The following is a 23,435-nucleotide window of genomic DNA, read 5'->3' as shown; positions in this document are numbered from 1 at the left end:
CTCGTCTCGCGATCTTTTGACCTTAAAAAGATCGCGAGACGAGCTCGCTGCTACAGGAGTTTCGTCAGTTATTGATCATCAAAATACCGCTCATGCCAGTCCACCAGCGGCTGTGGCACGTTGAGCTTTTGCCCGTAGATCACCGAATAAGACAACACGTTCTGTACGTATTGGCGGGTTTCGTCGAACGGGATGCTTTCGATCCACACGTCAAAGCCCAGATGGTTCGCGCCCTTCAACCACTGACGTACCCGGCCCGGGCCTGCGTTGTAGGCCGCTGAGGCGAGCACGCGGTTGCCATTGAACTGGCCGTGTACCTGGCTCAAGTAGGCGGCGCCCAACTGGATGTTTTTGTCCGGGTCCAGCACTTGCTGTGGCGAGGCCAGCGGGATGCTGAATTTGCGGGCAGTCTCTTTGGCGGTGGCGGGCATCAATTGCATCAAGCCGCTGGCGCCCACGCCGGAGCGGGCGTCATCCATAAAGGCGCTTTCCTGACGGGTAATGGCGAATACCCAGCTTGAATGCAGGCCGCGGACTTTAGCTTCGCGTACCAGGGTGTCGCGGTGCGCCATCGGGAAGCGAATGTCCAGATCGTCCCAATACTGCGCCTGACTGATGGTACGAATGGCCGGGAAATACCACTTCAGGTCGTAAGCCAGTTTGGCCTGGGCGACCATCTCGTCACGGTTGAAGTGACGGCTGACGTAGTACCACTCACGCCGACCATCAACCACTTGGCCTCGTGCGTGGAACTCCAGGGCGCGCTGAATACCTGGTGTGTTGCGTACCTTGTTGACCAGTTGCGGGCTGAGCACCAGCGGCTTGTTGTTGAGCTTGTAAGGTGTTTGCGCCCGATCGGCGGCCAGGAAGCCGTAGAAATCACGTTCCTTGGCGACATTCTTGAGCAGCACCAACGCTTGCGGGTTTTTCGGCTCGGCCAACTCCAGGCTGCGGGCTTGCCAGTAGCGCCAGCGGTTGGTGGTCGCGAGGTCTTGCGGCAGTTTTTTGGTCAACTGATACGCGTCTTCCCAGCGCGCCAGGCGCAACAGCAGGCGCAGACGCCATTCGGTGACGGTGTTGTCACGCAGCTCCGGGTCGTACTGGGTCATGATGGCCAGGCCGCGGCTGTCGTAACGACGGGCGAACGTCAGGCCGATTTCCCGGGCGATTGACACTTTTTCGTCACGGGAAAAGTGCATGTTATTGGCATAAGTGTCGAGCAGCGACGCGGCTTTTTCCGGGTCCTGGCGGGCGAGGCGACGCAGGCCCAGACCGACTGCATCCGACATGGCTTCACTGGCTGGCAGGAACACCGAAGGCTGGCTGAGCATGTCGGGCTTTTGGGCCACGGCGATCATCAGTTTGGCTTGCGGGCCCAGTGTGGTCAGCCCGCTGGCCAAGGAGGTGGCCAGCGCATAGTTACGTGCCTCGGCGGCGAGTTTGACCCGCTGCCAGCGCTTTTGCTCGGTCAACTGGCCTTCGGCGGCCCATTGCCCGAACAGGGCGTCGCAGGCGGTAGGTTGGGCTTTGCCCACCAGCCACAGTTTTTCGGCGTTGGCATAGCCTTCAGCCTTGAGGTTGTGGCTGATCTGGTATTGGCCATTGAGGCAGTCCAGCTCGGTGAAATTGAGCTTGGGGTCGTAATACTTGACGAAGGTTGCCCAGTCGCCACGCTCGGCCAGCCAGCGTAACCAGCGCAACCTCATCCAGTTGGACTGTGGCAGGTCGCCATGTTCGGCCAAAAACTGTTCGATTTCGGCGTTACTGGCAGATTTGAGGCGTGCGGTCAGCTCGTCGTAGGCCAGGTAAGGGGTCAGCGGGTACGTGCGCAGGGCGGCGGCATTTTGAAAATAAGGGCCGGAGTCACCTTTGGCCAGGGCGCGCTTGGCGTCATCGTACAGTTGCCGTTGTTGGGTCAGGTCTGCAGCCAGCGTGGATTGCACGGCGCAGGTAGAGAGCAGCAGGCAGGATAAAAAGTTGAAAAGACGACTGCGCATGAGGCTTCCGTACAGATTGAAAACACGACACGTGCAGCGCTCGGCTGCACAGACTGTGTCGTAGCTTAGCCTTTTGCCGGCAACCCGTGAAAGCCTTGGCGGCCAACCGGTGCATCTTGTTCAGAAATGAACGCCAGACGCGCCCGTACAAGAAATACCCGGCCGCCTGCGGGCTCAAATCAGGTAGAATGCGCGCCCAGTTTTTGGAGAAGCTCATGACCCTGCTCAAATTCAGCGATGTGTCCCTTGCTTTCGGCTCTACGCCGTTGTTGGACAAGGTGTCCTGGCAGATCGCCCGTGGAGAGCGGGTGTGCATCATCGGCCGCAACGGCACCGGCAAGTCCAGCATGATGAAGCTGGTTAAAGGTGATCAAAAGCCTGACGACGGCTCTGTCTGGCGCGCACCCGGGCTCAAGATTGGCGAATTGCCGCAAGAGTTGCCGGTAGCCGACGGACGGACAGTGTTCGACGTAGTGGCTCAAGGTCTGGACGGTGTCGGCGAATTGCTGGCCCAGTACCACCACCTTAGCCAGAACATCGTCACCGATGCCGACCTGGACAAACTGATGCACGTCCAGCAAGACCTTGAAGCCCGTGATGGCTGGCGCTTGCAGCAATTGGTCGACAGCACCCTGAGCCGTCTGCAGTTGCCGGCTGACAAAACCCTCGCCGAGTTGTCGGGTGGCTGGCGTCGTCGCGTCCTGCTGGCGCAAGCACTGGTTTCCGAACCGGACTTGCTGCTGCTCGACGAGCCGACCAACCACTTGGACATCGGCGCGATTGCCTGGCTGGAAGAGGCCTTGAAGGACTTCCAGGGCGCTGTACTGTTCATCACCCACGACCGTTCCTTCTTACAGAACCTGGCAACCCGGATTCTGGAGCTGGACCGTGGTGGCCTGATCGACTGGAACGGCGACTACGCCAGCTTCCTGGTGCACAAAGAAGCCACCCTGGCCGCAGAGGAAACCGCCAACGCGCTGTTCGACAAGCGCCTGGCTCAGGAAGAAGTGTGGATCCGTCAGGGCATCAAGGCCCGTCGTACCCGTAACGAAGGCCGTGTTCGTGCCTTGAAAGCCTTGCGTGTAGAGCGCAGCGAGCGTCGTGAGCGCACCGGCAAGGCCAACATCCAGCTCGATACTGCTGAAAAGTCCGGCAAACAAGTGATGGTGCTGGAAAACGTCAGCTTCGCTCACCCGGGCGGCCCGTTCCTGGTCAAAGACTTCTCGATGGTCCTGCAGCGCGGCGATCGAATTGGTCTGCTGGGTGCTAACGGTACCGGCAAGACCACGCTGCTCAAGCTGATGCTGGGCGGCCTGCAACCCACCGACGGCAAAGTGGAAGAGGGCACGCGCATCGACGTGGCGTACTTCGACCAATTGCGCCACCAGTTGGACCTGGAAAAGACCGTGATCGACAACGTGGCTGAAGGCCGCGATTTTATCGACATCGATGGTCAAAGCCGCCACGTCCTCAGCTATCTGGGTGACTTCCTGTTCAGTCCGCAGCGTGCCCGCACGCCGGTCAAGGCGCTGTCGGGTGGTGAGCGTGCGCGTCTGTTGCTGGCCAAGTTGTTCAGCAAACCGGCTAACTTGCTGGTACTCGACGAACCGACCAACGACCTGGACGTAGAAACCCTCGAGTTGCTCGAAGAAGTCTTGTTGACCTTCCAGGGCACTGTGCTGATGGTCAGCCATGACCGGGCATTCCTCGACAACGTTGTCACCAGCACCCTGGTCTTCGAAGGTGAAGGCAAGGTGCGTGAATACGTGGGCGGTTATCAGGACTGGCTGCGTCAGGGCGGTTCGCCGCGTCTGCTGGGCGTCACCGAAAGCAAGTCGGGCAAGGCTGACTTGAATTCGGCGGTGGTCACCGCAGCACCGGCTCCGGCCGCTGCACAGCCTGCACCTGCGGCGAAAAAGAAGCTCAGCTACAAGCTTCAGCGCGAGCTGGAAGCGTTGCCGGGCGACATCGATGCCAAAGAACAGGCCATCGCGGCTGTCGAGGCTGAAATGGCCGAAGCCGGTTTTTACCAGCGTCCTGCCGCTGAAACCGCTGCTGTGATTGCCAAGCTGGAGAAGCTGCAAGCCGAGCTTGATCAATTGGTCGAGCGTTGGGCCGAGCTGGATGCCTGAGTGACGGTGCGTTGAAACAAAAAGCCCGGCCCTTTAATCAGGGGCCGGGCTTTTTGTTGGGCGCAAGGCGAGCCTTACTCAGGTTTTTTCAGGCTCACGGCCAGTACGTCGCACGGTGCGCCGTGCAGTACGTCGTTGGCCGTAGAGCCCAGCAACAGCGCCAGACCGTGGCGGCCATGGCTGCCGACGACGATCAGTTCGCAGCCGTGCTCTTTGGCAAAGCCGTGGATTTCCTGGCGTGGCTGGCCGTATTTGAGGTGGCAGTTGTCTTTGGACAGTTGCGGGTAGATGTCGATCAGGCGCTCAAGACGCGCTTTGGCCTGGTCGAACTGCTGTTGCTGAAGCTGTGACAGGTCCATGGGGACGTCACCACCAAAGGCCATCGCCATAGGCTCGACGATATGGATGAGCGACAGTTTTGCATTGTTCGCTTCAGCGCTGGCGCTGGCGCGATAGATTACGGGGTCGCATTCTTCGGTCAGGTCGACGGCAACTAAAATATGTTTGTAGGGCATCGGCGAGGTCATGTGAAGCGTTCCTGTAAGGGCGATTAATGATGAGTATGGCCCGTTTATTGAGGCGTGTTATGGATCGGGATCAACTCGTTTATAAAGTGATGAGAGTAGAAATATGACGGTATGGATCGTGGTGTCAATCCTGGTGCTGGTTCTGAGCCCTTTGGCCTGGCTGCGACCTTCGCGGCGTCAGAGTGGTCGCATGGCATTGCGCATGGAAGCCCGGCGCATGGGGTTGGCAATGCAACTGGCGAGCCAGGAATGGCCGCACTGGCTTGAACCTGAGCCGCCGGGCTCGTGTGCGCAGTTTCATCGTCCGCGTCGGGGTACTAAGCCTGAAGTCTGGTGCTATTGGCAATCAGCGCCGGGAATATGGGTCAATCAGTGGCGTGAAGTCTGCACGGATGAGCGCTTGCTGACCCAGTTCAACAAATTACCGGCCAACGTGTACAAAGTTGAAGCCGGGCCACAGATGATTGCCTTGTACTGGGGCGAAAAAGGCGAGCCGCAAGTCCTGCAAGCCATTGATCAAGTGCTTAAAGCCCTGGCGTAAACCGCTATTTTGTAGTCGCTGACGAGGCACGAGGCTGCGATGGGTTGCGAAGCGACCCCCTCAGCGACGGTCCTGCGGCCCGTATCGCAGCCTCGTGCCTCGTCAGCGACTACGGTGTGCTGTCCTGCCGTAAATCCCTGTCTATCCTTGTCTGCTCTTGCGCGGGTTTTAAATCTGACTGGCGAGTCGTTTTGTCATCCTTGTTTTGGACAATTGACAATCGTTGGCTTTTCCGTGAAGGTGTCGACACCCAAATCAAACGGGCGTATGAATCGGGTGTTTGTCTTGTCAGACGATGCTCGCAGAATCCCGACTATCGCGTTGGCGGGTGTGCCTGGCGGATTGGCATCAGCATTGACACAACGGTCAATGACAGCCAGACGCTAGCGTCCGACGTGTACTGTTCAGCTTCCATATCGTGGAGATCAGTTGATGATTTACGAAGGTAAAGCCATCACGGTTACGGCTCTTGAAAGTGGCATCGTCGAACTCAAGTTCGATCTCAAGGGTGAGTCCGTCAACAAGTTCAACCGTCTAACCCTGAACGAATTGCGTCAGGCAGTGGATGCGATCAAGGCAGATGCTTCGGTCAAGGGTGTCATCGTTTCCAGTGGCAAAGACGTCTTCATCGTCGGCGCTGACATCACCGAATTCGTCGAAAACTTCAAGTTGCCGGATGCCGAGCTGATCGCGGGCAACCTCGAAGCCAACAAAATCTTCAGTGATTTCGAAGACCTCAACGTCCCGACTGTTGCCGTGATCAATGGCATCGCGTTGGGTGGCGGTCTGGAAATGTGCCTGGCTGCGGACTTCCGCGTCATGGCCGACAGCGCCAAAATCGGCCTGCCAGAAGTCAAGCTGGGCATCTACCCGGGCTTCGGCGGCACCGTCCGTCTGCCACGTCTGATCGGCGTTGATAACGCGGTTGAGTGGATCGCCTCGGGCAAAGAAAACCGTGCAGAAGACGCGCTGAAAGTCGGCGCAGTTGATGTCGTGGTGCCGGTTGCCAAGCTGGCAGACGCTGCACTGGACGTGATCAAGCGCGCCATCAGCGGCGAGCTGGACTACAAGGCCAAGCGCCAGCCAAAGCTTGAAAAACTCAAGCTGAACGCGATTGAACAAATGATGGCTTTCGAAACCGCCAAAGGTTTCGTTGCAGGCCAGGCTGGCCCGAACTACCCGGCGCCGGTTGAAGCGATCAAGACCATCCAGAAAGCCGCGAACTTCGGTCGCGACAAAGCGCTGGAAGTTGAAGCGGCAGGCTTTGCCAAACTGGCCAAGACCTCGGCTTCGAGTGCCTTGATCGGCCTGTTCCTGAACGATCAGGAACTGAAGAAAAAAGCCAAGATCTACGACAAGATCGCCAAAGACGTGAAGCAGGCCGCCGTTCTCGGTGCCGGCATCATGGGTGGCGGTATTGCCTATCAGTCGGCCTCCAAAGGGACGCCGATCCTGATGAAGGACATCAACGAGCACGGCATCGAGCAAGGTCTGGCAGAAGCCGCCAAGCTGCTGGTGGGTCGCGTTGATAAAGGTCGCATGACCCCGGCGAAAATGGCTGAAATCCTTAACGGTATTCGTCCTACCTTGTCTTACGGCGATTTCGGCAACGTTGACCTGGTGGTCGAAGCCGTTGTTGAAAACCCGAAGGTCAAGCAAGCAGTACTGGCCGAAGTGGAAAACCACGTGCGTGAAGACGCCATTCTGGCGTCCAACACCTCGACCATTTCCATCAGCCTGCTGGCCAAGGCGCTCAAGCGTCCTGAAAACTTTGTCGGCATGCACTTCTTCAATCCGGTGCACATGATGCCGCTGGTTGAAGTGATCCGTGGCGAGAAGTCCAGTGATCTGGCGGTTGCCACCACGGTTGCCTACGCCAAGAAAATGGGCAAGAACCCGATCGTGGTCAACGACTGCCCGGGCTTTTTGGTCAACCGCGTCCTGTTCCCGTACTTCGGCGGTTTCGCCAAGCTGGTCAGCGCCGGTGTCGACTTTGTGCGTATCGACAAAGTGATGGAAAAATTCGGCTGGCCGATGGGTCCTGCCTACCTGATGGACGTGGTCGGTATCGACACCGGTCACCACGGCCGTGACGTAATGGCTGAAGGCTTCCCGGATCGCATGAAAGACGACCGTCGCTCGGCAGTCGATGCGCTGTACGAAGCCAACCGCCTGGGTCAGAAAAACGGCAAAGGTTTCTACGCCTACGAGGCGGACAAGAAAGGCAAGCAGAAGAAAGTCGTGGATTCGAGCGTGCTTGAAGTGCTCAAGCCGATTGTCTACGAGCAGCGCGACGTCACCGACGAAGACATCATCAACTGGATGATGATCCCGCTGTGCCTGGAAACCGTGCGTTGCCTGGAAGACGGCATCGTTGAAACGGCAGCTGAGGCCGACATGGGCCTGGTCTATGGCATTGGCTTCCCGCTGTTCCGTGGCGGCGCGCTGCGCTACATCGATTCGATCGGTGTGGCAGAGTTCGTAGCCCTGGCTGATCAGTACGCTGAACTGGGCGCGCTGTACCACCCGACTGCGAAGCTGCGTGAAATGGCCAAAAACGGTCAGAGCTTCTTCGGTTAAGCGCCCCATTAGAGTGAGAGTGAAATTATGAGCTTGAATCCTAGAGACGTGGTGATTGTCGACTTCGGTCGCACCCCGATGGGCCGCTCCAAGGGTGGCATGCACCGCAACACCCGCGCCGAAGACATGTCGGCGCACCTGATCAGCAAAGTGCTGGAGCGCAACAGCAAGGTTGACCCGGCTGAAGTCGAAGACGTGATCTGGGGCTGTGTTAACCAGACCCTGGAGCAAGGCTGGAACATCGCGCGCATGGCGTCGCTGATGACCCAGATCCCGCACACGTCGGCGGCACAAACCGTGAGCCGTCTGTGCGGTTCGTCCATGAGCGCACTGCACACTGCCGCGCAAGCCATCATGACCGGCAACGGTGACGTGTTTGTCGTGGGCGGCGTCGAGCACATGGGCCACGTGAGCATGATGCACGGCGTTGACCCTAACCCGCACATGTCGCTGTACGCGGCAAAAGCGTCGGGCATGATGGGCCTGACCGCTGAGATGCTCGGCAAGATGCACGGCATCACCCGTGAGCAACAGGATGCCTTTGGCGTGCGTTCGCATCAGTTGGCCCACAAGGCAACGATTGAAGGCAAGTTCAAGGACGAAATCATCCCGATGCAGGGGTATGACGAAAACGGCTTCCTGAAAGTTTTCGACTACGATGAAACTATCCGTCCGGAAACGACCCTGGAAAGCCTGGCCGCCTTGAAGCCAGCCTTCAACCCTAAAGGCGGGACCGTGACTGCGGGCACTTCGTCGCAGATCACCGACGGTGCTTCATGCATGATCGTCATGTCCGCCCAGCGCGCCAAAGATCTGGGTCTGGAGCCGTTGGCCGTGATCCGCTCGATGGCACTGGCAGGTGTGGACCCGGCAATCATGGGCTATGGTCCAGTACCGGCAACACAAAAAGCATTGAAGCGCGCAGGCTTGAATATGGCCGATATCGACTTCATTGAGCTTAACGAAGCTTTCGCTGCACAGGCCCTGCCAGTGCTGAAAGATTTGAAAGTGCTCGACAAGATGAATGAGAAGGTTAACCTGCACGGCGGTGCAATCGCTCTGGGCCATCCATTTGGATGCTCGGGTGCTCGCATCTCCGGCACTTTGCTCAATGTGATGAAGCAAAATGGCGGCACTTTCGGGTTGTCCACCATGTGCATTGGTCTTGGCCAGGGCATTGCCACTGTCTTCGAACGCGTTTAAAGCGTTGCGTTGATGGAAGCCGGGGCCATGTGCCCCGGTTTTTGTTTTTAGGCTTTTTTTTATTTTTTCTTGCAGGGGGCCGCAACATGCCGCTACAACCTGGGCTCTATCAGCATTACAAAGGGCCGCAATATCGGGTATTCAATGTGGCTCGCCACTCTGAAACCGAAGAGGAAGTGGTGTTTTACCAAGCCCTGTATGGCGATTTCGGCTTTTGGGTTCGCCCGCTGAGCATGTTCCTTGAGACGGTCATCGTTGACGGTGAGCAAGTCCCGCGTTTTGCCTTGATTGAGGCTGAGCCGAGCATTTTTTCCCGGCCATGAGGCCTGGTCGCGCAGAACCCTGTGCTTGACCTCACCTTGTAGCCACTATATATAGCGGTGCCGCGTCAGGCGCTCACCGCCTTTCACTTCTAGAATTCAGGAATTTTCTGATCCATGGGCAAATCGCTGGTCATTGTGGAATCCCCGGCTAAGGCCAAGACCATCAACAAGTACTTGGGCAACGAGTACGTGGTGAAGTCGAGTATCGGCCATATCCGAGACCTGCCCACCAGCGGTTCGGCTAGCGCCAGTAAAGAACCTGCTGCCAAGCGTGGCAAGGCAGCGGCGGGCGAAGCGCCGGCCCTGTCGCCTAAAGAGAAAGCTCAAAAGCAGCTGATCTCGCGCATGGGGGTCGATCCCGAGCATGGCTGGAAAGCCAAGTACGAGATCCTGCCCGGCAAGGAAAAGGTCATCGAAGAGCTGCGTCGGCTCGCCAAAGATGCTGACACCATCTATCTCGCAACCGACTTGGATCGCGAGGGGGAAGCCATTGCCTGGCACCTGCGCGAAGCCATCGGGGGTGACGACAGCCGCTACAAGCGCGTGGTGTTCAACGAGATCACCAAGAAGGCGATTCAAGAAGCCTTCTCCAAGCCGGGCGAGCTGGATATCAACCGTGTGAATGCACAGCAGGCGCGTCGTTTCCTCGACCGCGTGGTGGGCTACATGGTCTCGCCACTGCTGTGGGCCAAAATTGCCCGTGGCCTGTCGGCTGGCCGTGTGCAGTCGGTAGCGGTCAAGCTGGTGGTTGAGCGTGAGCGCGAGATTCGTGCGTTCAACCCCGAAGAATACTGGGAAGTTCACGCAGACCTGGGCACTGCCAAGGGTGCGAAAGTGCGCTTTGACGTGGCCCGCGAAAACGGCGAAGCCTTCAAGCCGCTGAACGAAGCCCAGGCCATGGCCGCGCTGGAGAAGCTCAAGGCTTCCAGCTACACCATCGCCAAGCGCGAAGACAAACCGACCAGCAGCAAGCCGTCGGCACCGTTTATTACCTCCACCCTGCAACAGGCCGCGAGTAACCGCCTGGGCTTCGGGGTGAAGAAAACCATGATGATGGCTCAGCGCTTGTATGAAGCGGGCTACATCACGTACATGCGTACCGACTCCACCAACCTCTCGGCCGATGCGGTCGCGATGGCGCGCACTTACATCGAAAGCGAGTTCGGCGAGTCGTACCTGCCGCCGACGCCTAACGTGTACAGCAGCAAGGAAGGCGCACAAGAGGCTCACGAAGCGATTCGTCCTTCAGACGTGAATATGCACCCGAGCAAGCTGTCGGGCATGGAGCGCGACGCTGAGCGCCTCTACGAGCTCATCTGGCGCCAGTTCGTGGCGTGCCAGATGCTGCCGGCCAAATACCTGTCGACCACCGTCAGCGTGGCCGCAGGCGACTTCGAGCTGCGTGCCAAGGGCCGTATCCTCAAGTTCGACGGTTACACCCGCGTAATGCCGCAAATCACCAAGCCTGGCGATGACGATGTACTGCCGGACATGGCCCAGGGCGACGTGCTCAAACTGATCCAGCTGGACCCGAGCCAGCATTTCACCAAGCCGCCTGCGCGTTATTCGGAAGCGAGCCTGGTGAAAGAGATGGAAAAACGCGGTATTGGTCGTCCGTCGACCTACGCAGCGATTATCGGAACCATCCAGGACCGCGGTTACGTGGCGCTGCACAACCGTCGTTTCTACTCCGAGAAAATGGGCGACATCGTTACCGAGCGCCTGTCTGAGAGCTTCTCTGACCTCATGGACTACGGCTTCACCGCCGGCATGGAAGAGAACCTCGATGACGTGGCGCAAGGCGAGCGCGACTGGAAAAACGTGCTGGACGAGTTCTACGGCGACTTCAAGAAAAAGCTTGAAGTAGCGGCAGCACCGGACGGCGGCATGCGTGCCAACGAACCGGTCATGACCGATATTCCGTGCAAGGAATGCGGTCGTCCAATGCAAATTCGTACGGCTTCTACTGGCGTGTTCCTGGGTTGCTCGGGTTACAGCCTGCCGCCTAAAGAGCGTTGCAAGGCCACCGTCAACCTGGTGCCGGGCGATGAAATCGCTGCGGACGACGAGGGCGAGTCCGAGTCGCTGGTGCTGTTGGGCAAACACCGCTGCCCAATCTGCAGCACGGCGATGGATGCTTACCTGCTGGATGAAAAACACAAGCTGCACATCTGTGGTAACAACCCAGATTGCGTGGGTTACGAGATCGAAGAAGGCAACTACCGCATCAAGGGCTACGAAGGGCCGAGCCTGGAGTGCGACAAGTGCGGCAGTGAGATGCAGCTCAAGACCGGGCGTTTCGGCAAGTTCTTTGGTTGCACCAATTCGGAGTGCAAGAACACTCGCAAGCTGCTGAAAAGCGGTGAAGCAGCACCACCGAAAATGGATCCGGTGAAAATGCCGGAGCTTAAGTGCGAGAAGGTCGACGACACCTACATACTGCGTGATGGTGCTTCGGGGTTGTTCCTGGCGGCGAGCCAGTTCCCGAAAAACCGTGAGACCCGCGCACCGTTGGTGATTGAAATCATCCCGCACAAGGACGAGATTGATCCTAAGTATCACTTCTTGTGTGAAGCGCCGAAGAAAGACCCGGAAGGTCGCCCGGCCGTAATTCGTTACAGCCGCAAGACCAAAGAGCAATACGTACAGACCGAAGTGGACGGCAAGCCGACTGGCTGGCGTGCGTTCTACGACGGTGGTAGCTGGAAAATAGAAGACAAGCGCAAAGATAAAGACGCTTGAAACTGAACTGACCGCACCACAAAAAAAACCGCGCAAGGGCTGCATGCCTTGCGCGGTTTTTTTGATTTTGGGTGGGGCAGTTCAATCTGTAGGAGCGAGCTTGCCTCGCGATCTTTTGATCTTTGGTGGGGCAGCTTCGCTACCCATCGCAGCCTTCGTGCCTCGGCAGCGACTACAGGGATGTTTTGACCCTAGGGTGAAAATCCTCTCATCATGGCCTTGCGCCCTTATCCCCTATACCTGAGACTGCTGTCAGCCCTTACCCCATTCGCTGTGGAGCGCCTCAACATGGCTCACGAACTCTATACCCGTACCAATCAGAAAATATATTTCGCCGGTTTGGCCCTTGAGGCCATGAACAAGGCTGGGGAGGGGCGGGCCATGAATGCTCAGGCGCTGGTTCAGGCTGAACGCGAATCGGCCATTTTTCATTTGTATGGCGCTTTACTCGGCTTATGCCATGAAATAGCCGGCTTTTATCGCTTGCCTCAAGCAAATGCTCCGCGGGTCGAGTTGCTGCTGACTCAAGAAGTTTTGGACGCCATAGCCATTCCTGAGCTGGCAGAAATGGTCGAACTGGCCAGAGCGCCGCACACCTGGCTGGCGCAATTGGTTGCCACTCACGCAGCGTTGTACCAGCCTTTGCAAGCGCCGAAGAAGGTTAAGGCAGACGTTTTTCAGCCCCTGATTGAGGCGGTAAATCTGGAGGATGAAGCACCCGAAGAATTAAGCCGTGAGACGCTGGAGGAGTGGCGCCAAAACCTAAAAAGTTTGGCCATCAGGTTTCGTGACGGACTAAATGAGTGTTGAAGGTCGCGGATAAAACTGTACAGTCATTCATCAGTCGGTAATGAAACAGGCTCATATCCTGGAAAAATTACAATGGATGACTGATATAATCCCGCGCTTTCGTGGAGAACAAACCTTTATGCCAACGTCCTTTCTAGAAATTGTCGAATTACCAGACGGCCGTATCGAGTTGCGCCGGGCTGAAGACGAGGGGTCTTTGGTGACGCTTAACTTTTCTGAAGATGCCAAGGCCTTTCTTCAAGGCCAGCACGTTGAGGTGGCCAAAGCCATGCTCAGCGTCGGTGTTCAGATGGCAGGCCGATTGGCCGAAGGCGAGCTTGAAAAAGATGAAGGCCCGCGCATCCTGCACTAAGTGTTCAGGCTGGCAGGCATTACTGGCAGGCTTGTGCAGGGCGCACAAGCACTGAGGCAGTTAGCGACAACCGCTTAGCCCAAACGAATATTAAGGCTTTGCCCGTGGCCGGTACGTGCTGCGCTGACCAGTTGTTGGCGAGCGCTGGCAGTCAGCGGGTTAATCCAGCTGACCACGGTGTGGCTACGGCCCAGGCGCAGTGCTTCGCAGGTCAGTTGCAAAGCACTTTTGTTACCGTTGGGTTGCAGGAGCAGAATGCGCTCGCGGTTCAGCCCGGCCTCGCGCAGCCAGCTTTGTGTCAGGCTGGCAGGCGGGGCAATCAGGGTCAGCCAACGGTCGTCTTGTTGCTCGCTGAGTTCGCGAAGCATGGGCGCCAGCAGGTTCAGGCAGTTTCCGGCAGCACCGCGCAGCGACAACTCACTGAAAACTTCAGGTTCGGCGCTCCAGGGTGCATCGAGCACTTCTTTGATCGCAGGGGCCATGGGTTGTGCCATGAACACTTCGAACAAGGGGAGTTGTGCTGGCAGCGGTGTGTGTGGGAACTGCATGACGTCTCCTATTAGCGGCGTATGACGCCGACGCTCAGGCCTTCGATAACCAGTTCCTGCTCTTTGAGATTGACCTCAATGGGCTGGAAATCCGGGTTTTCAGCGATTAGCCAGACCTTGTTACCTTCGCGCTTGAAGCGCTTGACGGTCACTTCGTCGTCGATACGGGCTACCACAATCTGGCCGTTGCGGGCTTCGCGGCAGGTATGCACAGCCAGAAGGTCGCCATCAAAGATGCCGACGTCCTTCATGCTCATGCCCTGGACCCGCAGCAGGTAGTCGGCGCGCGGATGGAAGAACGTCGGGTTGATGTTGCAGGACTCTTCGACGTGCTCTTGCGCCAGGATCGGCGCACCGGCAGCGACCCGGCCAATGATGGGCAAGGTGGATTCGTCGGCCTTGGCTTCAAAGCCAGGGATACGAATGCCGCGTGAGGCGCCGGGGGTCATTTCGATGGCACCCTTGCGAGCAAGGGCCTTGAGGTGTTCTTCAGCGGCGTTCGGAGACTTGAAGCCCAGTTCCTGTGCGATCTCGGCACGGGTGGGCGGGTATCCGTTGTCATCCAGGCATCGCTTGATGAAGGCCAGGATCTCAGCTTGGCGTGGCGTCAGTTTTAACATGGTGATCGCTCTGTCTTTTTATACAGTGACTGGGATTATATACAGTGAAGACTTATTGGCAATCCTCCATTTTCTGCCGTCCGCTGGACGGTCATCAATGCTTTGCAGGCTTCGCCTTTTAGAAGGCAAAGCCTTGCTGGCGGCGGCTGTGGTTAAATGCGAGACCGCCCGGTCGCAAACCGAACACGCCGCCTTGACTTTTTACAAGTCGAAACGTATGTTTCAAACAGATGTTTTAATGTTTTGTCAGGCGGAGTAGCCATGGCCCAGTCGGAAACCGTTGAACGTATCCTTGATGCTGCTGAGCAGCTGTTCGCGGAAAAAGGTTTTGCTGAAACTTCATTGCGGCTGATTACCAGCAAAGCCTCGGTCAACCTGGCGGCGGTCAATTACCATTTTGGTTCCAAAAAGGCCTTGATCCAGGCTGTTTTCTCGCGTTTTCTGGGGCCGTTCTGTGCCAACCTGGACCGCGAGCTGGAACGCCGTCAGGCCAAGCCTGAGCAGCGCCCCAGCCTTGAAGAACTGCTGGAGATGCTGGTCGAGCAGGCGCTGGTAATCCAGCCACGCAGTGGTAATGACCTGTCTATATTCATGCGCCTGCTCGGGTTGGCCTTCAGTCAGAGTCAAGGGCACTTGCGGCGTTATCTCGAAGACATGTACGGCAAGGTGTTTCGCCGCTATATGTTGCTGGTTAACGAAGCCGCCCCGCAGATCCCGCCAATTGAGCTGTTCTGGCGTGTGCACTTTATGCTCGGTGCGGCGGCGTTCAGCATGTCCGGGATCAAGGCCTTGCGGGCCATCGCCGAAACCGATTTTGGGGTGAACACCTCGATCGAGCAGGTGATGCGCCTGATGGTGCCTTTCCTTGCGGCCGGCATGCGTGCCGACAGTGGTGTAACCGACCCCGCCATGGCCAGCGCGCAGCTTCGCCCCCGGACCAAAACCCCACCGGTCGCCGCCAAGGTTTGACCGCGTGCGGGTGGGCGCGGCAGCTTTGTTCCGCTAAGCTAGCCGCCATGCCCAACCCAGACTTATTCCCGTCTCGCTCTTCGCCGCTGCCGCTCTGGTACGCGGCGCGCCTTGCTGTGCCTAGCGTGAAGAGCCGGTTGATAAGCGCTTTCTCTCTTTAAGGATTTCCCATGAGTTCTGCCTTGCAAGGTTCCTTGATGGTGGACGTCGCCGGTACCTGGTTGACGGCTGAAGACCGGCAATTGCTGCGCCAGCCTGAAGTGGGCGGCCTGATCATCTTTGCCCGCAATATTGAGCACCCGCGCCAGGTGCGTGAGTTGAGTGCATCGATTCGCGCCATTCGCCCGGATTTGCTGTTGGCCGTCGACCAGGAGGGCGGCCGCGTACAGCGTCTGCGCCAAGGTTTTGTCCGCCTGCCGGCGATGCGCGCAATCGCCGACACCCCCAACGCCGAGTACTTGGCCGAGCAGTGTGGCTGGATCATGGCCACCGAAGTATTGGCGGTCGGTCTGGACCTGAGTTTTGCTCCGGTACTGGACCTCGATTACCAGCGCAGTGCGGTGGTGGGGACTCGCTCGTTTGAAGGAGACCCAGAGCGCGCCGCGCAATTGGCAGGCGTCTTTATTCGCGGGATGAACGCGGCGGGCATGGCCGCGACCGGTAAGCATTTTCCGGGGCATGGGTGGGCAGAGGCTGATTCTCATGTCGCCATCCCGACTGATGAACGCAGCCTGGAGCAGATTCGCAGCCATGATCTGGTGCCGTTTGCCCGTCTGAGCAAGCACTTGGCAGGCGTGATGCCTGCGCACGTGATCTACCCGCAAGTCGACAGCCAGCCTGCCGGGTTCTCCCGTCGCTGGTTGCAGGACATTTTGCGGGGCGAGCTGCAATTTGACGGGGTGATTTTCAGTGACGACCTGTCGATGGCCGGTGCCCATGTGGTCGGCGATGCGGCGAGCCGCATTGAGGCCGCCTTGTCTGCCGGGTGTGACATGGGCCTGGTGTGCAACGACCGTGCGGCTGCCGAGTTGGCCCTCAGTGCTGCTCAGCGCCTTAAAGTCACGCCTTCTGCGCGTATTGCGCGGATGCGAGCGCAAGCCTGGGCCAGCACCGACTACCGTCAGGACCCGCGCTGGTTGGTGGCCACGGGCGCCCTTAAAGATGCTCAATTGATTGATTAATGCACGTGCTCAAGAGGCAGATTCAATGACGGTTTACGCAATTATTGGTGGCACGGGGCTGACCCAACTCGACGGCTTGACCATCAGCCGTTCGCTGGCGTTGGACACGCCTTACGGCCCGACTTCAGCTGATATCCAGATCGGGGAGTTTGGCGGCCGTGAAGTGCTGTTTCTGGCACGCCATGGCCATCCGCATCGGGTGCCGCCGCATCAGGTGAACTACCGCGCCAACCTGTGGGCCTTGAAGCAGGCGGGTGCCGAGGCGATTTTGGCGGTGAATGCCGTGGGCGGGATTCACATGGCGATGGGCACCGGGCATTTCTGCGTGCCGCATCAGTTGATCGACTACACCAGCGGCCGCGAACACACCTATTTCGCCGGTGATCTGGAGCACGTAACCCACATCGACTTCAGCTTTCCCTACACCGAAGCCTTGCGTGAAAAACTGATCAGCGCACTGGCAGCCGAAGGCTGTTCGTACAGCACCCATGGTGTGTATGCCGCAACCCAAGGCCCGCGTCTGGAAACCGTGGCTGAAATCGCCCGTCTTGAGCGTGATGGCTGCGACATCGTGGGCATGACCGGCATGCCTGAAGCGGCGTTGGCCCGTGAGCTGGACCTGGATTACGCGTGTCTGGCGCTGGTGGTAAACCCGGCAGCGGGCAAGACCACGGCGGTGATTACCATGGCCGAAATCGAGCAGGCGCTGCACGACGGCATGGGCAAAGTTAAAGCGACCCTGGCGCGGGTGTTGACCGACCACCATTGATAGTTAATCAGGCAGTGCAGTGAATGCTCTCTATAGAAAACCTGTTGCACAGTGGCGACTGGGCTATTGGCTTTAGCAAGGGCGCTCTTGAACGTGGACGCAAGTACTTTCGAGAAGATCGTGTCGAGTTGCTCAGTAGTGATGACGTCTGCATACATGGCACGTGCGTGGGTGGAGAAGGTTATGCCTACGAACAACTGATCGGTATCGAGTCTGATCTTGCAGGTGAACAGTTTCTGAACTGTTCATGTACTTGTCCGGTCGCCTTTGATTGCAAGCACTGCGCTGCTGTTTTGTATTATGTGCACAACACACAGTCTCAAGAACGGCTGCAAAGGCTTGGTGAGAACATGGGCACTGGCCTGGAACGTTGGCTTGATGCCCTTTCAGACAGCAAGCGTGCCGCGGGTCCTGCTAAAAAAGACAACGACACATGCCTTTTATATCGGCTTGTGTCAAACCGCCAAAAGGGGAGTTGGCAGGTAGAGTTCTTCACGGGCCGACGTCTGCAAGACGGCAGTCTTCGAGATTTGCAGCGCTGCACGTTTACCCACGAGACCGTGCACAATTCGCCCAATTACGTGCTTGAGTCGGACCTTAAGTTTATTCGTCTGTTTTTAGCCAGCCATAGCAACGCGAGCTATGTGTCAGGCGTAGAGCTCAAAGGGCGTATCGGCAGTGAACTGCTTGAGTTACTCCTTGAAACGTCACGGCTGTTTCTCGATGTTGACTCGCAGCAACCATTGGTTGCTTCGCCGCCGCGCCCTGCAATCTTCAATTGGGTTGAACAAGCGAACGGTCATTACCGCGGTCAATGGTTTGCCTCTGACCAGCCGCTGGATGTTGTTCTGGCGCTTGAACCGCTGCACTACATTGACGTCGAACGGATGCACGTTGGGCCGCTGCAGTATGACTTGAGCGACAAACTGGCTTGTCACTTGCTTGTGGCTCCGGACATTCCGGCGCAGCATGCCCTGGAGTTCAGTCATCGCATGCGTGCCATAGTCGATACGGTAGCTGCACCGGTCACACTGACTGAGCGGGTTGTCGACGATATTACTCCCCTAGCGCATTTGACCTTGGGAAGCGTTGTGCAGACCTCGTGGCGCGCCCCCCGTCCCTTTGAACACCGTGCCGTGTTGGGTTTCAGCTACGCGGGTCACTCTGTAGCAGATAAAAAGTCCAGCGAAATACGTGTGTTGTCGGGCAGTGAAACCCAGCGTATCCAGCGCCAGCCAGCGGCTGAAAAAGCGCTTCGTCAGGCACTGCTCAAGGTCGGCTTCAAAAGAGTGATAGGTCAAAGTGCCCCATTGCCCGGCGTGACCGGTGAGCTATTTGAACAAGTGAGTGATGCGGGCTGGATCAATTTTGTCCAATCTGATCTGGAGCGCTTGCGTGGCTTGGGCTGGCAGATCGTAATCAATCAAGGCTTTCACTTTGTACTCCACGAAGTCGGGCAATGGTACGCCGATATCGAGGAAGGGCCAGAGCATGCCTGGTTTGATCTGGAGTTGGGCATTGAGGTCAATGGCCAACGTTATAGCCTGTTACCGATTTTGCTTAACGTGTTGAGACGCAACCCTGAACTGTTAGACCCGCAATCCATGGCTCTGCGCAAGGATGACGAGCCGATGTTGGTCAATCTTCATTATTCGACTTATCAATATGGGCTGCAAAAGCCAGCCTTGAACGTGGTCTTGCCCTATGGCCGGATCAAGCCGCTGATGACAACCCTCAGCGAGTTGTATTTAAACGAGCATCGTGGCAATTCATTGCGCCTGAGTGCTCTGGATGCCGCACGCCTCAGTGCGTTGGACGATATACCGCTGGTATGGCAAGGGGGCGAGCGTCAGCGTGACTTTGCCAAGCGCCTCAAGCAGTCAGACTATGTCGCGGTGCCTGCGCCAGAGGGATTAAACGCCACGCTACGTCCTTACCAACTAGAAGGCGTCAACTGGATGCAAGCGCTGCGTGAGCTTGAGGTAGGAGGCATTCTGGGTGACGACATGGGCTTGGGCAAGACATTGCAAGCCCTGACTCATTTACTGCAACTCAAGCAGAACGGTCAGCTTGACTCGCCTGCTCTGGCGATCATGCCCACCAGTCTGATACCTAACTGGCTCGACGAAGCGGCGCGTTTTACCCCGCAACTCAAAGTGCTGGCCTTGCATGGAAACAATCGCCAAAAAGACTTCGATCAGTTGGCAAACTACGATTTGGTCTTGAGCACCTACGCCTTATTGCCACGTGACCTGGAAACACTTGAACCTCTCGTCTGGAGTGTTGTGATTCTGGATGAGGCACAGAACATTAAAAATCCGACGAGCAAGGCCGCCCAAGCCGCACGGCAGTTGCAGGCAAAACAACGTGTGTGTCTGTCTGGTACGCCTTTGGAAAACCACTTGGGTGAGCTGTGGTCCTTGTTTCACTTTTTGTTGCCGGGTTGGTTGGGTGATAACAAAGCGTTCAATCGTGATTACCGTACGCCCATCGAAAAGCATGGCAACAGTGAGCGCATGCACAGCCTGACGGCGCGTATCAAACCGTTTTTGTTACGCCGAACCAAAGAGCAGGTTGCCGCTGAATTACCCGCGAAAACTGAAATCGTGCATTGGGTTGACTTGAGCGATACCCAGCGTGATGTCTATGAAACCGTTCGCGTTGCAATGGACAAAAAGGTGCGTGATGAAATCAAGCGCAGCGGGATAGGCGGCAGTCAGATCATCATCCTCGAAGCGTTGCTCAAACTGCGTCAGGTGTGCTGCGATTTGCGCTTGGTCAAGAGCGCATCAGCCGTGACTACCAAGCGGACGTTGACTGGAAAGCTGGGCAGCTTGATGGAGATCATTGAAGAGTTGCTGGGTGAAGGCCGAAAGATTTTGCTGTTCTCACAATTCACTTCAATGCTGGCATTGATAGAGCAAGAGCTGGCACAGCGCAACGTTGCCTATTCGCTGCTGACCGGTGATACCAAGGATCGGCGCACGCCGGTTAAAAACTTCCAGGACGGCAAAGTTCCACTCTTTTTAATCAGCTTGAAAGCTGGAGGTACGGGCCTTAATTTGACAGCGGCTGACACAGTGATTCATTACGATCCATGGTGGAATCCGGCGGCTGAAAACCAGGCCACTGATCGTGCACACCGAATTGGTCAGGATAAGCCTGTATTCGTTTACAAGATGATTGCCCGCGGCACCGTGGAAGAAAAAATCCAGGCGTTGCAACAGAAGAAAGCGCATTTGGCTGCAGGTGTTTTAGAAGGCAGCTTGAGCAGCGGCTGGAAGCTTGAACAGAGTGACATTGACGCGTTGTTCGCCCCGTTGAAGGGGTAATGTACGCGGGTTATGTAGGCGCTTGCCTCGCGATCTTTAAAAGGGAAAAAAGATCGCGAGGCAAGCTCGCTCCTACAGATAGGTGTTTTAGCGTTTTTCGTTTTTAGGCGGCAATGGCGCAAACAAGGCGTCGATGTCGTCGTCTTGCAGTTTCCAGTCTCCGGCGATGCGTCCATCGAGTACGCCTGCCGCCAAATCTGATTTTTCCTGCTGCAGGTGCTGGATTTTCTCTTCCACGGTTCCGCGCGCAATCATCTTGTACACAAACACTGGTTTTTCCTGGCCAATGCGATAGGCGCGGTCGGTGGCCTGGTTTTCGGCGGCCGGGTTCCACCACGGGTCGTAGTGGATCACGGTGTCGGCTTCAGTCAGGTTCAAGCCCACGCCACCCGCCTTGAGGCTGATCAGGAAGATCTGCAACTTGCCGCTCTGGAAATCCTTGACCGGCGCGCGTCGGTCGCGGGTTTGCCCGGTGAGCAGGGCGTAGCGGATGTTGCGTTTCTTCAGTTCGGCTTCGATCAGTTCCAGCATCGAGGTGAACTGTGAAAACAAGAGAATGCGCCGACCCTCGGCAAACAGTTCTTCAAGCATGGTCATCAAGCTGTCCAGCTTGCCCGAGGTGCTGCCTTTTTTCGGCGGGGTGTTGCTGACCAGGCGCAGGTCGCAGCACACCTGGCGCAGTTTGAGCAGCGCTTCAAGGATGATGATCTGGCTGCGGCCTACGCCTTTGCGGGTGATTTCGTCGCGGACCTTTTTATCCATCGCCAGGCGCATGGTTTCGTACACGTCGCGCTGGGCCTCGTTGAGGTCGACCCAATGGATGATCTCGGTTTTCGGCGGCAGCTCGGTGGCGACTTGTTCTTTGGTTCGACGCAACAAAAACGGTTTTATCCGGGCATTCAGGTGCTGCAAGCGCTCGTCGCTGCCCTGGCGCTCAATCGGCACCCGGTAGTTGTGGTTGAAGGTTTTCATGTCGCCCAACCATCCGGGAAGCAGGAAGTGAAACAGTGACCAGAGTTCGCCCAGGTGGTTTTCCAGCGGCGTGCCGCTCAGGCACAGGCGCTGGCGGGCCACCAGCTCGCAGGCAGCCAGTGACGCCTTGCTACTGGGATTCTTGATGTACTGCGCTTCATCGAGGATCAATACGTGCAGCGCTAATTTGGCCAACTGCTCACTGTCTTTGGGCAGCAGTGCGTAGGTGGTGAGGATCAGGTCGTAGTCGTTCAGGTGATCGAAGTGTTTTTTGCGCGTTGCGCCCACCAGTGCCAGCACTTTGAGTTGCGGGGTGAAATGCGCAGCTTCATCCAGCCAGTTGGGGATCAGACTGGTGGGCATTACGACCATGGCCGGGCGGTCGAGGCGTCCGGCATTTTTCTCGCAAAGAACATGCGCCAGTGTTTGCAGGGTTTTGCCCAGGCCCATGTCGTCCGCAAGAATGCCGCCGACTTCAAGCTGGCGCAGTGACTGCATCCAGCTCAGTCCCTCCAGCTGATAGGGGCGCAGGTTGGCATTGAGTCCTTCGGGGGCGTCGACGCTGAAGTCTTTGATGTCGCGCAGGCGTTGGGCAAAACCACGGATGTGCTCGCCGCCTTCCCAGCGCAACGGCATGGCGTCCAGTGCATTAAGGCGCGGGGCGTCAGCACTTTTGATGCGCAATGCGGTGGCGCCCGGCTCACCCAGATAGAACTCGTCGAGGGTCGCCAGCACCGGTTTCAGGCGGCCATAGGGCAGCGCAACTTGCAGTGGGCCGTGGCCGCTGTTGGGCGTGGCCGGGATATTCACCAGAATCAGTTCGTCGTCGCGACGTCGGGCGAGCTTTTCGGGGCTGAGGATGTCGGTGTGCGAGCGCATCAGGTTCAGCAGAATCGGCAGCAAGCTCAGGCGCTGGCCGTTGACGATGATCCCCAGCTCCAGGTCGAACCAGTCGTGCTCCGGGGCTTCGTCGACGTTGGCGTACCAGTCTTCGATCGGCGACAGGTCAAAGCCGAAATCTTCGTCAATCTGTAGCTCCCAGCCTTGCTCGCGCAGGCCGGGCATCTGGTTCAGGGTGAAGTTGAGCCAGGCGCTGTCGTTGACCATCTCAAACAGTTCGCCGGCGCTCTCCGGCAGGGCTTTGCTCTGGCGGGTAGCGATTTTGAAGCCCAGCTCGCGCAACTGCTCGCGAAAGGCGTTTTCTGCCTCGGGCTGGCGTTTGATGCGCAGGGTTTGGTGTTCCTGGCGTATCAGGATGTCTGCGGCTTTGTGCCCGCTTGCGTAGTGATCCAGGTAATTGAATGACAGCGCGGCGCGGTGCTGGGTGTAGCGCTGCATTTTCCCGTTGCGCGGTTCGAAGGCGCTGAATTCGGCGCTGGCCAGCCACAGGCGTGGCGTGGGCTGCACGTCTTCACTCAGCACTTCTGGGAGGTTGTTGGGGCGGCGCGAGTCGAGTACGGCCTGGAGTTTTTCCAGAAGCTCGGCGTCCTGGGCAGCAGCGGGGTAGTTCAAGGTGTCTTCAATCTTCAGTAAAACGGCAGCGGTGTGCTTGCAGTTAGTGCGTACAGGGCACGTACAGTTCGCGCTCACCAGCAGCAGGGTGCCTTTGGCGGATTCGCGTAACTGTATGGTCTGGCGATAGGTATTGTCCCCGGAACCCTGGCAACTGGCCGTGATCAGGCTGTCGCCAATCTGCGCGATTCTGACACGGTTTTCCCGGGCGTAGCGGCGGCCACGCTCCAGGCTTTGTTCTTTGAAACGACTGACCCAAGTCGGTGCGAGCGGCTTGGTCAGTCGCGGGTTCAGGTTCGGGGGCATGGGCGTTTCATTGCGCAGG

The 23,435-nt window shown here is 57.6% G+C and carries 17 protein-coding genes; 12 read left to right on the top strand and 5 right to left on the bottom strand.

Features of this window, described 5'->3' with window-relative positions; all coding sequences use genetic code 11:
- Positions 1–68: 68 nt before the first annotated feature.
- Positions 69–1,997, bottom strand: coding sequence for a transglycosylase SLT domain-containing protein (locus tag TU84_RS09120; RefSeq protein WP_048368716.1), 1,929 nt, complete (start codon positions 1,995–1,997; stop codon positions 69–71).
- Between the two features lie 215 nt (positions 1,998–2,212).
- Here TU84_RS09120 and TU84_RS09115 point away from each other — a divergent pair, with 215 nt between their 5' ends.
- Positions 2,213–4,129 carry an ATP-binding cassette domain-containing protein gene (locus TU84_RS09115; RefSeq protein WP_048368810.1) on the top strand — a complete coding sequence of 639 codons (1,917 nt, stop codon included), beginning with the start codon at positions 2,213–2,215 and terminating at the stop codon, positions 4,127–4,129.
- A 74-nt stretch (positions 4,130–4,203) separates the two neighbouring features.
- On the opposite strand, the gene TU84_RS09110 is transcribed toward TU84_RS09115, so the two are convergent.
- On the bottom strand, positions 4,204–4,644 hold the full coding sequence (locus TU84_RS09110; RefSeq protein ID WP_048368809.1) for a universal stress protein: 441 nt from the start codon (positions 4,642–4,644) through the stop codon (positions 4,204–4,206).
- 115 nt (positions 4,645–4,759) lie between these two features.
- Between TU84_RS09110 and TU84_RS09105 the strand changes: the two genes are divergently transcribed.
- The 7 genes from TU84_RS09105 (at position 4,760) to TU84_RS09075 (ending at position 13,207) form a co-directional block, all read left to right on the top strand.
- Positions 4,760–5,197, top strand: a complete 438-nt coding sequence (locus TU84_RS09105) for a hypothetical protein (protein ID WP_048368715.1) — start codon at positions 4,760–4,762, stop codon at positions 5,195–5,197.
- A gap of 432 nt (positions 5,198–5,629) precedes the next feature.
- The gene (fadB, locus tag TU84_RS09100) at positions 5,630–7,777 is read left to right on the top strand and encodes a fatty acid oxidation complex subunit alpha FadB (protein WP_048368714.1); all 2,148 of its coding nucleotides are present in this window, start codon (positions 5,630–5,632) and stop codon (positions 7,775–7,777) included.
- A gap of 27 nt (positions 7,778–7,804) precedes the next feature.
- Positions 7,805–8,980, top strand: a complete 1,176-nt coding sequence (fadA, locus tag TU84_RS09095; protein ID WP_048368713.1) for an acetyl-CoA C-acyltransferase FadA — start codon at positions 7,805–7,807, stop codon at positions 8,978–8,980.
- A gap of 86 nt (positions 8,981–9,066) precedes the next feature.
- The gene (locus tag TU84_RS09090) at positions 9,067–9,303 is read left to right on the top strand and encodes a DUF1653 domain-containing protein (protein WP_048368808.1); all 237 of its coding nucleotides are present in this window, start codon (positions 9,067–9,069) and stop codon (positions 9,301–9,303) included.
- A 114-nt stretch (positions 9,304–9,417) separates the two neighbouring features.
- Positions 9,418–12,045 carry a type I DNA topoisomerase gene (topA, locus tag TU84_RS09085; RefSeq protein ID WP_048368712.1) on the top strand — a complete coding sequence of 876 codons (2,628 nt, stop codon included), beginning with the start codon at positions 9,418–9,420 and terminating at the stop codon, positions 12,043–12,045.
- A gap of 288 nt (positions 12,046–12,333) precedes the next feature.
- Positions 12,334–12,855 carry a DUF6586 family protein gene (locus tag TU84_RS09080; RefSeq protein WP_048368711.1) on the top strand — a complete coding sequence of 174 codons (522 nt, stop codon included), beginning with the start codon at positions 12,334–12,336 and terminating at the stop codon, positions 12,853–12,855.
- Between the two features lie 118 nt (positions 12,856–12,973).
- Complete coding sequence (locus TU84_RS09075) at positions 12,974–13,207, top strand: hypothetical protein (RefSeq protein WP_019408701.1); 234 nt, start codon at positions 12,974–12,976, stop codon at positions 13,205–13,207.
- A 74-nt stretch (positions 13,208–13,281) separates the two neighbouring features.
- On the opposite strand, the gene sulA is transcribed toward TU84_RS09075, so the two are convergent.
- Complete coding sequence (gene sulA, locus TU84_RS09070) at positions 13,282–13,755, bottom strand: SOS-induced cell division inhibitor SulA (RefSeq protein ID WP_048368710.1); 474 nt, start codon at positions 13,753–13,755, stop codon at positions 13,282–13,284.
- A gap of 11 nt (positions 13,756–13,766) precedes the next feature.
- The gene (gene lexA, locus TU84_RS09065) at positions 13,767–14,375 is read right to left on the bottom strand and encodes a transcriptional repressor LexA (protein WP_048368709.1); all 609 of its coding nucleotides are present in this window, start codon (positions 14,373–14,375) and stop codon (positions 13,767–13,769) included.
- Positions 14,376–14,636: 261 nt separating this feature from the next.
- Between lexA and TU84_RS09055 the strand changes: the two genes are divergently transcribed.
- The 4 genes from TU84_RS09055 to TU84_RS09040 all read left to right on the top strand — a co-directional run bounded on the left by TU84_RS09055 (position 14,637) and on the right by TU84_RS09040 (position 20,626).
- Positions 14,637–15,344, top strand: a complete 708-nt coding sequence (locus tag TU84_RS09055) for a TetR/AcrR family transcriptional regulator (protein WP_048368707.1) — start codon at positions 14,637–14,639, stop codon at positions 15,342–15,344.
- Between the two features lie 170 nt (positions 15,345–15,514).
- Positions 15,515–16,525 carry a beta-N-acetylhexosaminidase gene (gene nagZ / locus TU84_RS09050; protein ID WP_048368706.1) on the top strand — a complete coding sequence of 337 codons (1,011 nt, stop codon included), beginning with the start codon at positions 15,515–15,517 and terminating at the stop codon, positions 16,523–16,525.
- Between the two features lie 25 nt (positions 16,526–16,550).
- Entirely contained in the window at positions 16,551–17,294 is a 744-nt protein-coding gene (locus tag TU84_RS09045; RefSeq protein WP_048368705.1) for an S-methyl-5'-thioinosine phosphorylase, read from the top strand.
- Between the two features lie 23 nt (positions 17,295–17,317).
- Positions 17,318–20,626 (top strand): DEAD/DEAH box helicase, encoded by a 3,309-nt coding sequence (locus TU84_RS09040; protein WP_082148649.1) that lies wholly within the window; start codon positions 17,318–17,320, stop codon positions 20,624–20,626.
- Positions 20,627–20,713: 87 nt separating this feature from the next.
- On the opposite strand, the gene TU84_RS09035 is transcribed toward TU84_RS09040, so the two are convergent.
- A complete protein-coding gene (locus TU84_RS09035) occupies positions 20,714–23,416 on the bottom strand; it encodes a DEAD/DEAH box helicase (protein ID WP_048368704.1) in 2,703 nt (900 codons plus the stop codon).
- Positions 23,417–23,435: the final 19 nt, after the last annotated feature.

It is taken from the genome of Pseudomonas helleri, from assembly GCF_001043025.1.
Lineage (GTDB): Bacteria > Pseudomonadota > Gammaproteobacteria > Pseudomonadales > Pseudomonadaceae > Aquipseudomonas > Aquipseudomonas helleri.
This window is presented reverse-complemented; position numbering and strand designations above follow the sequence as displayed.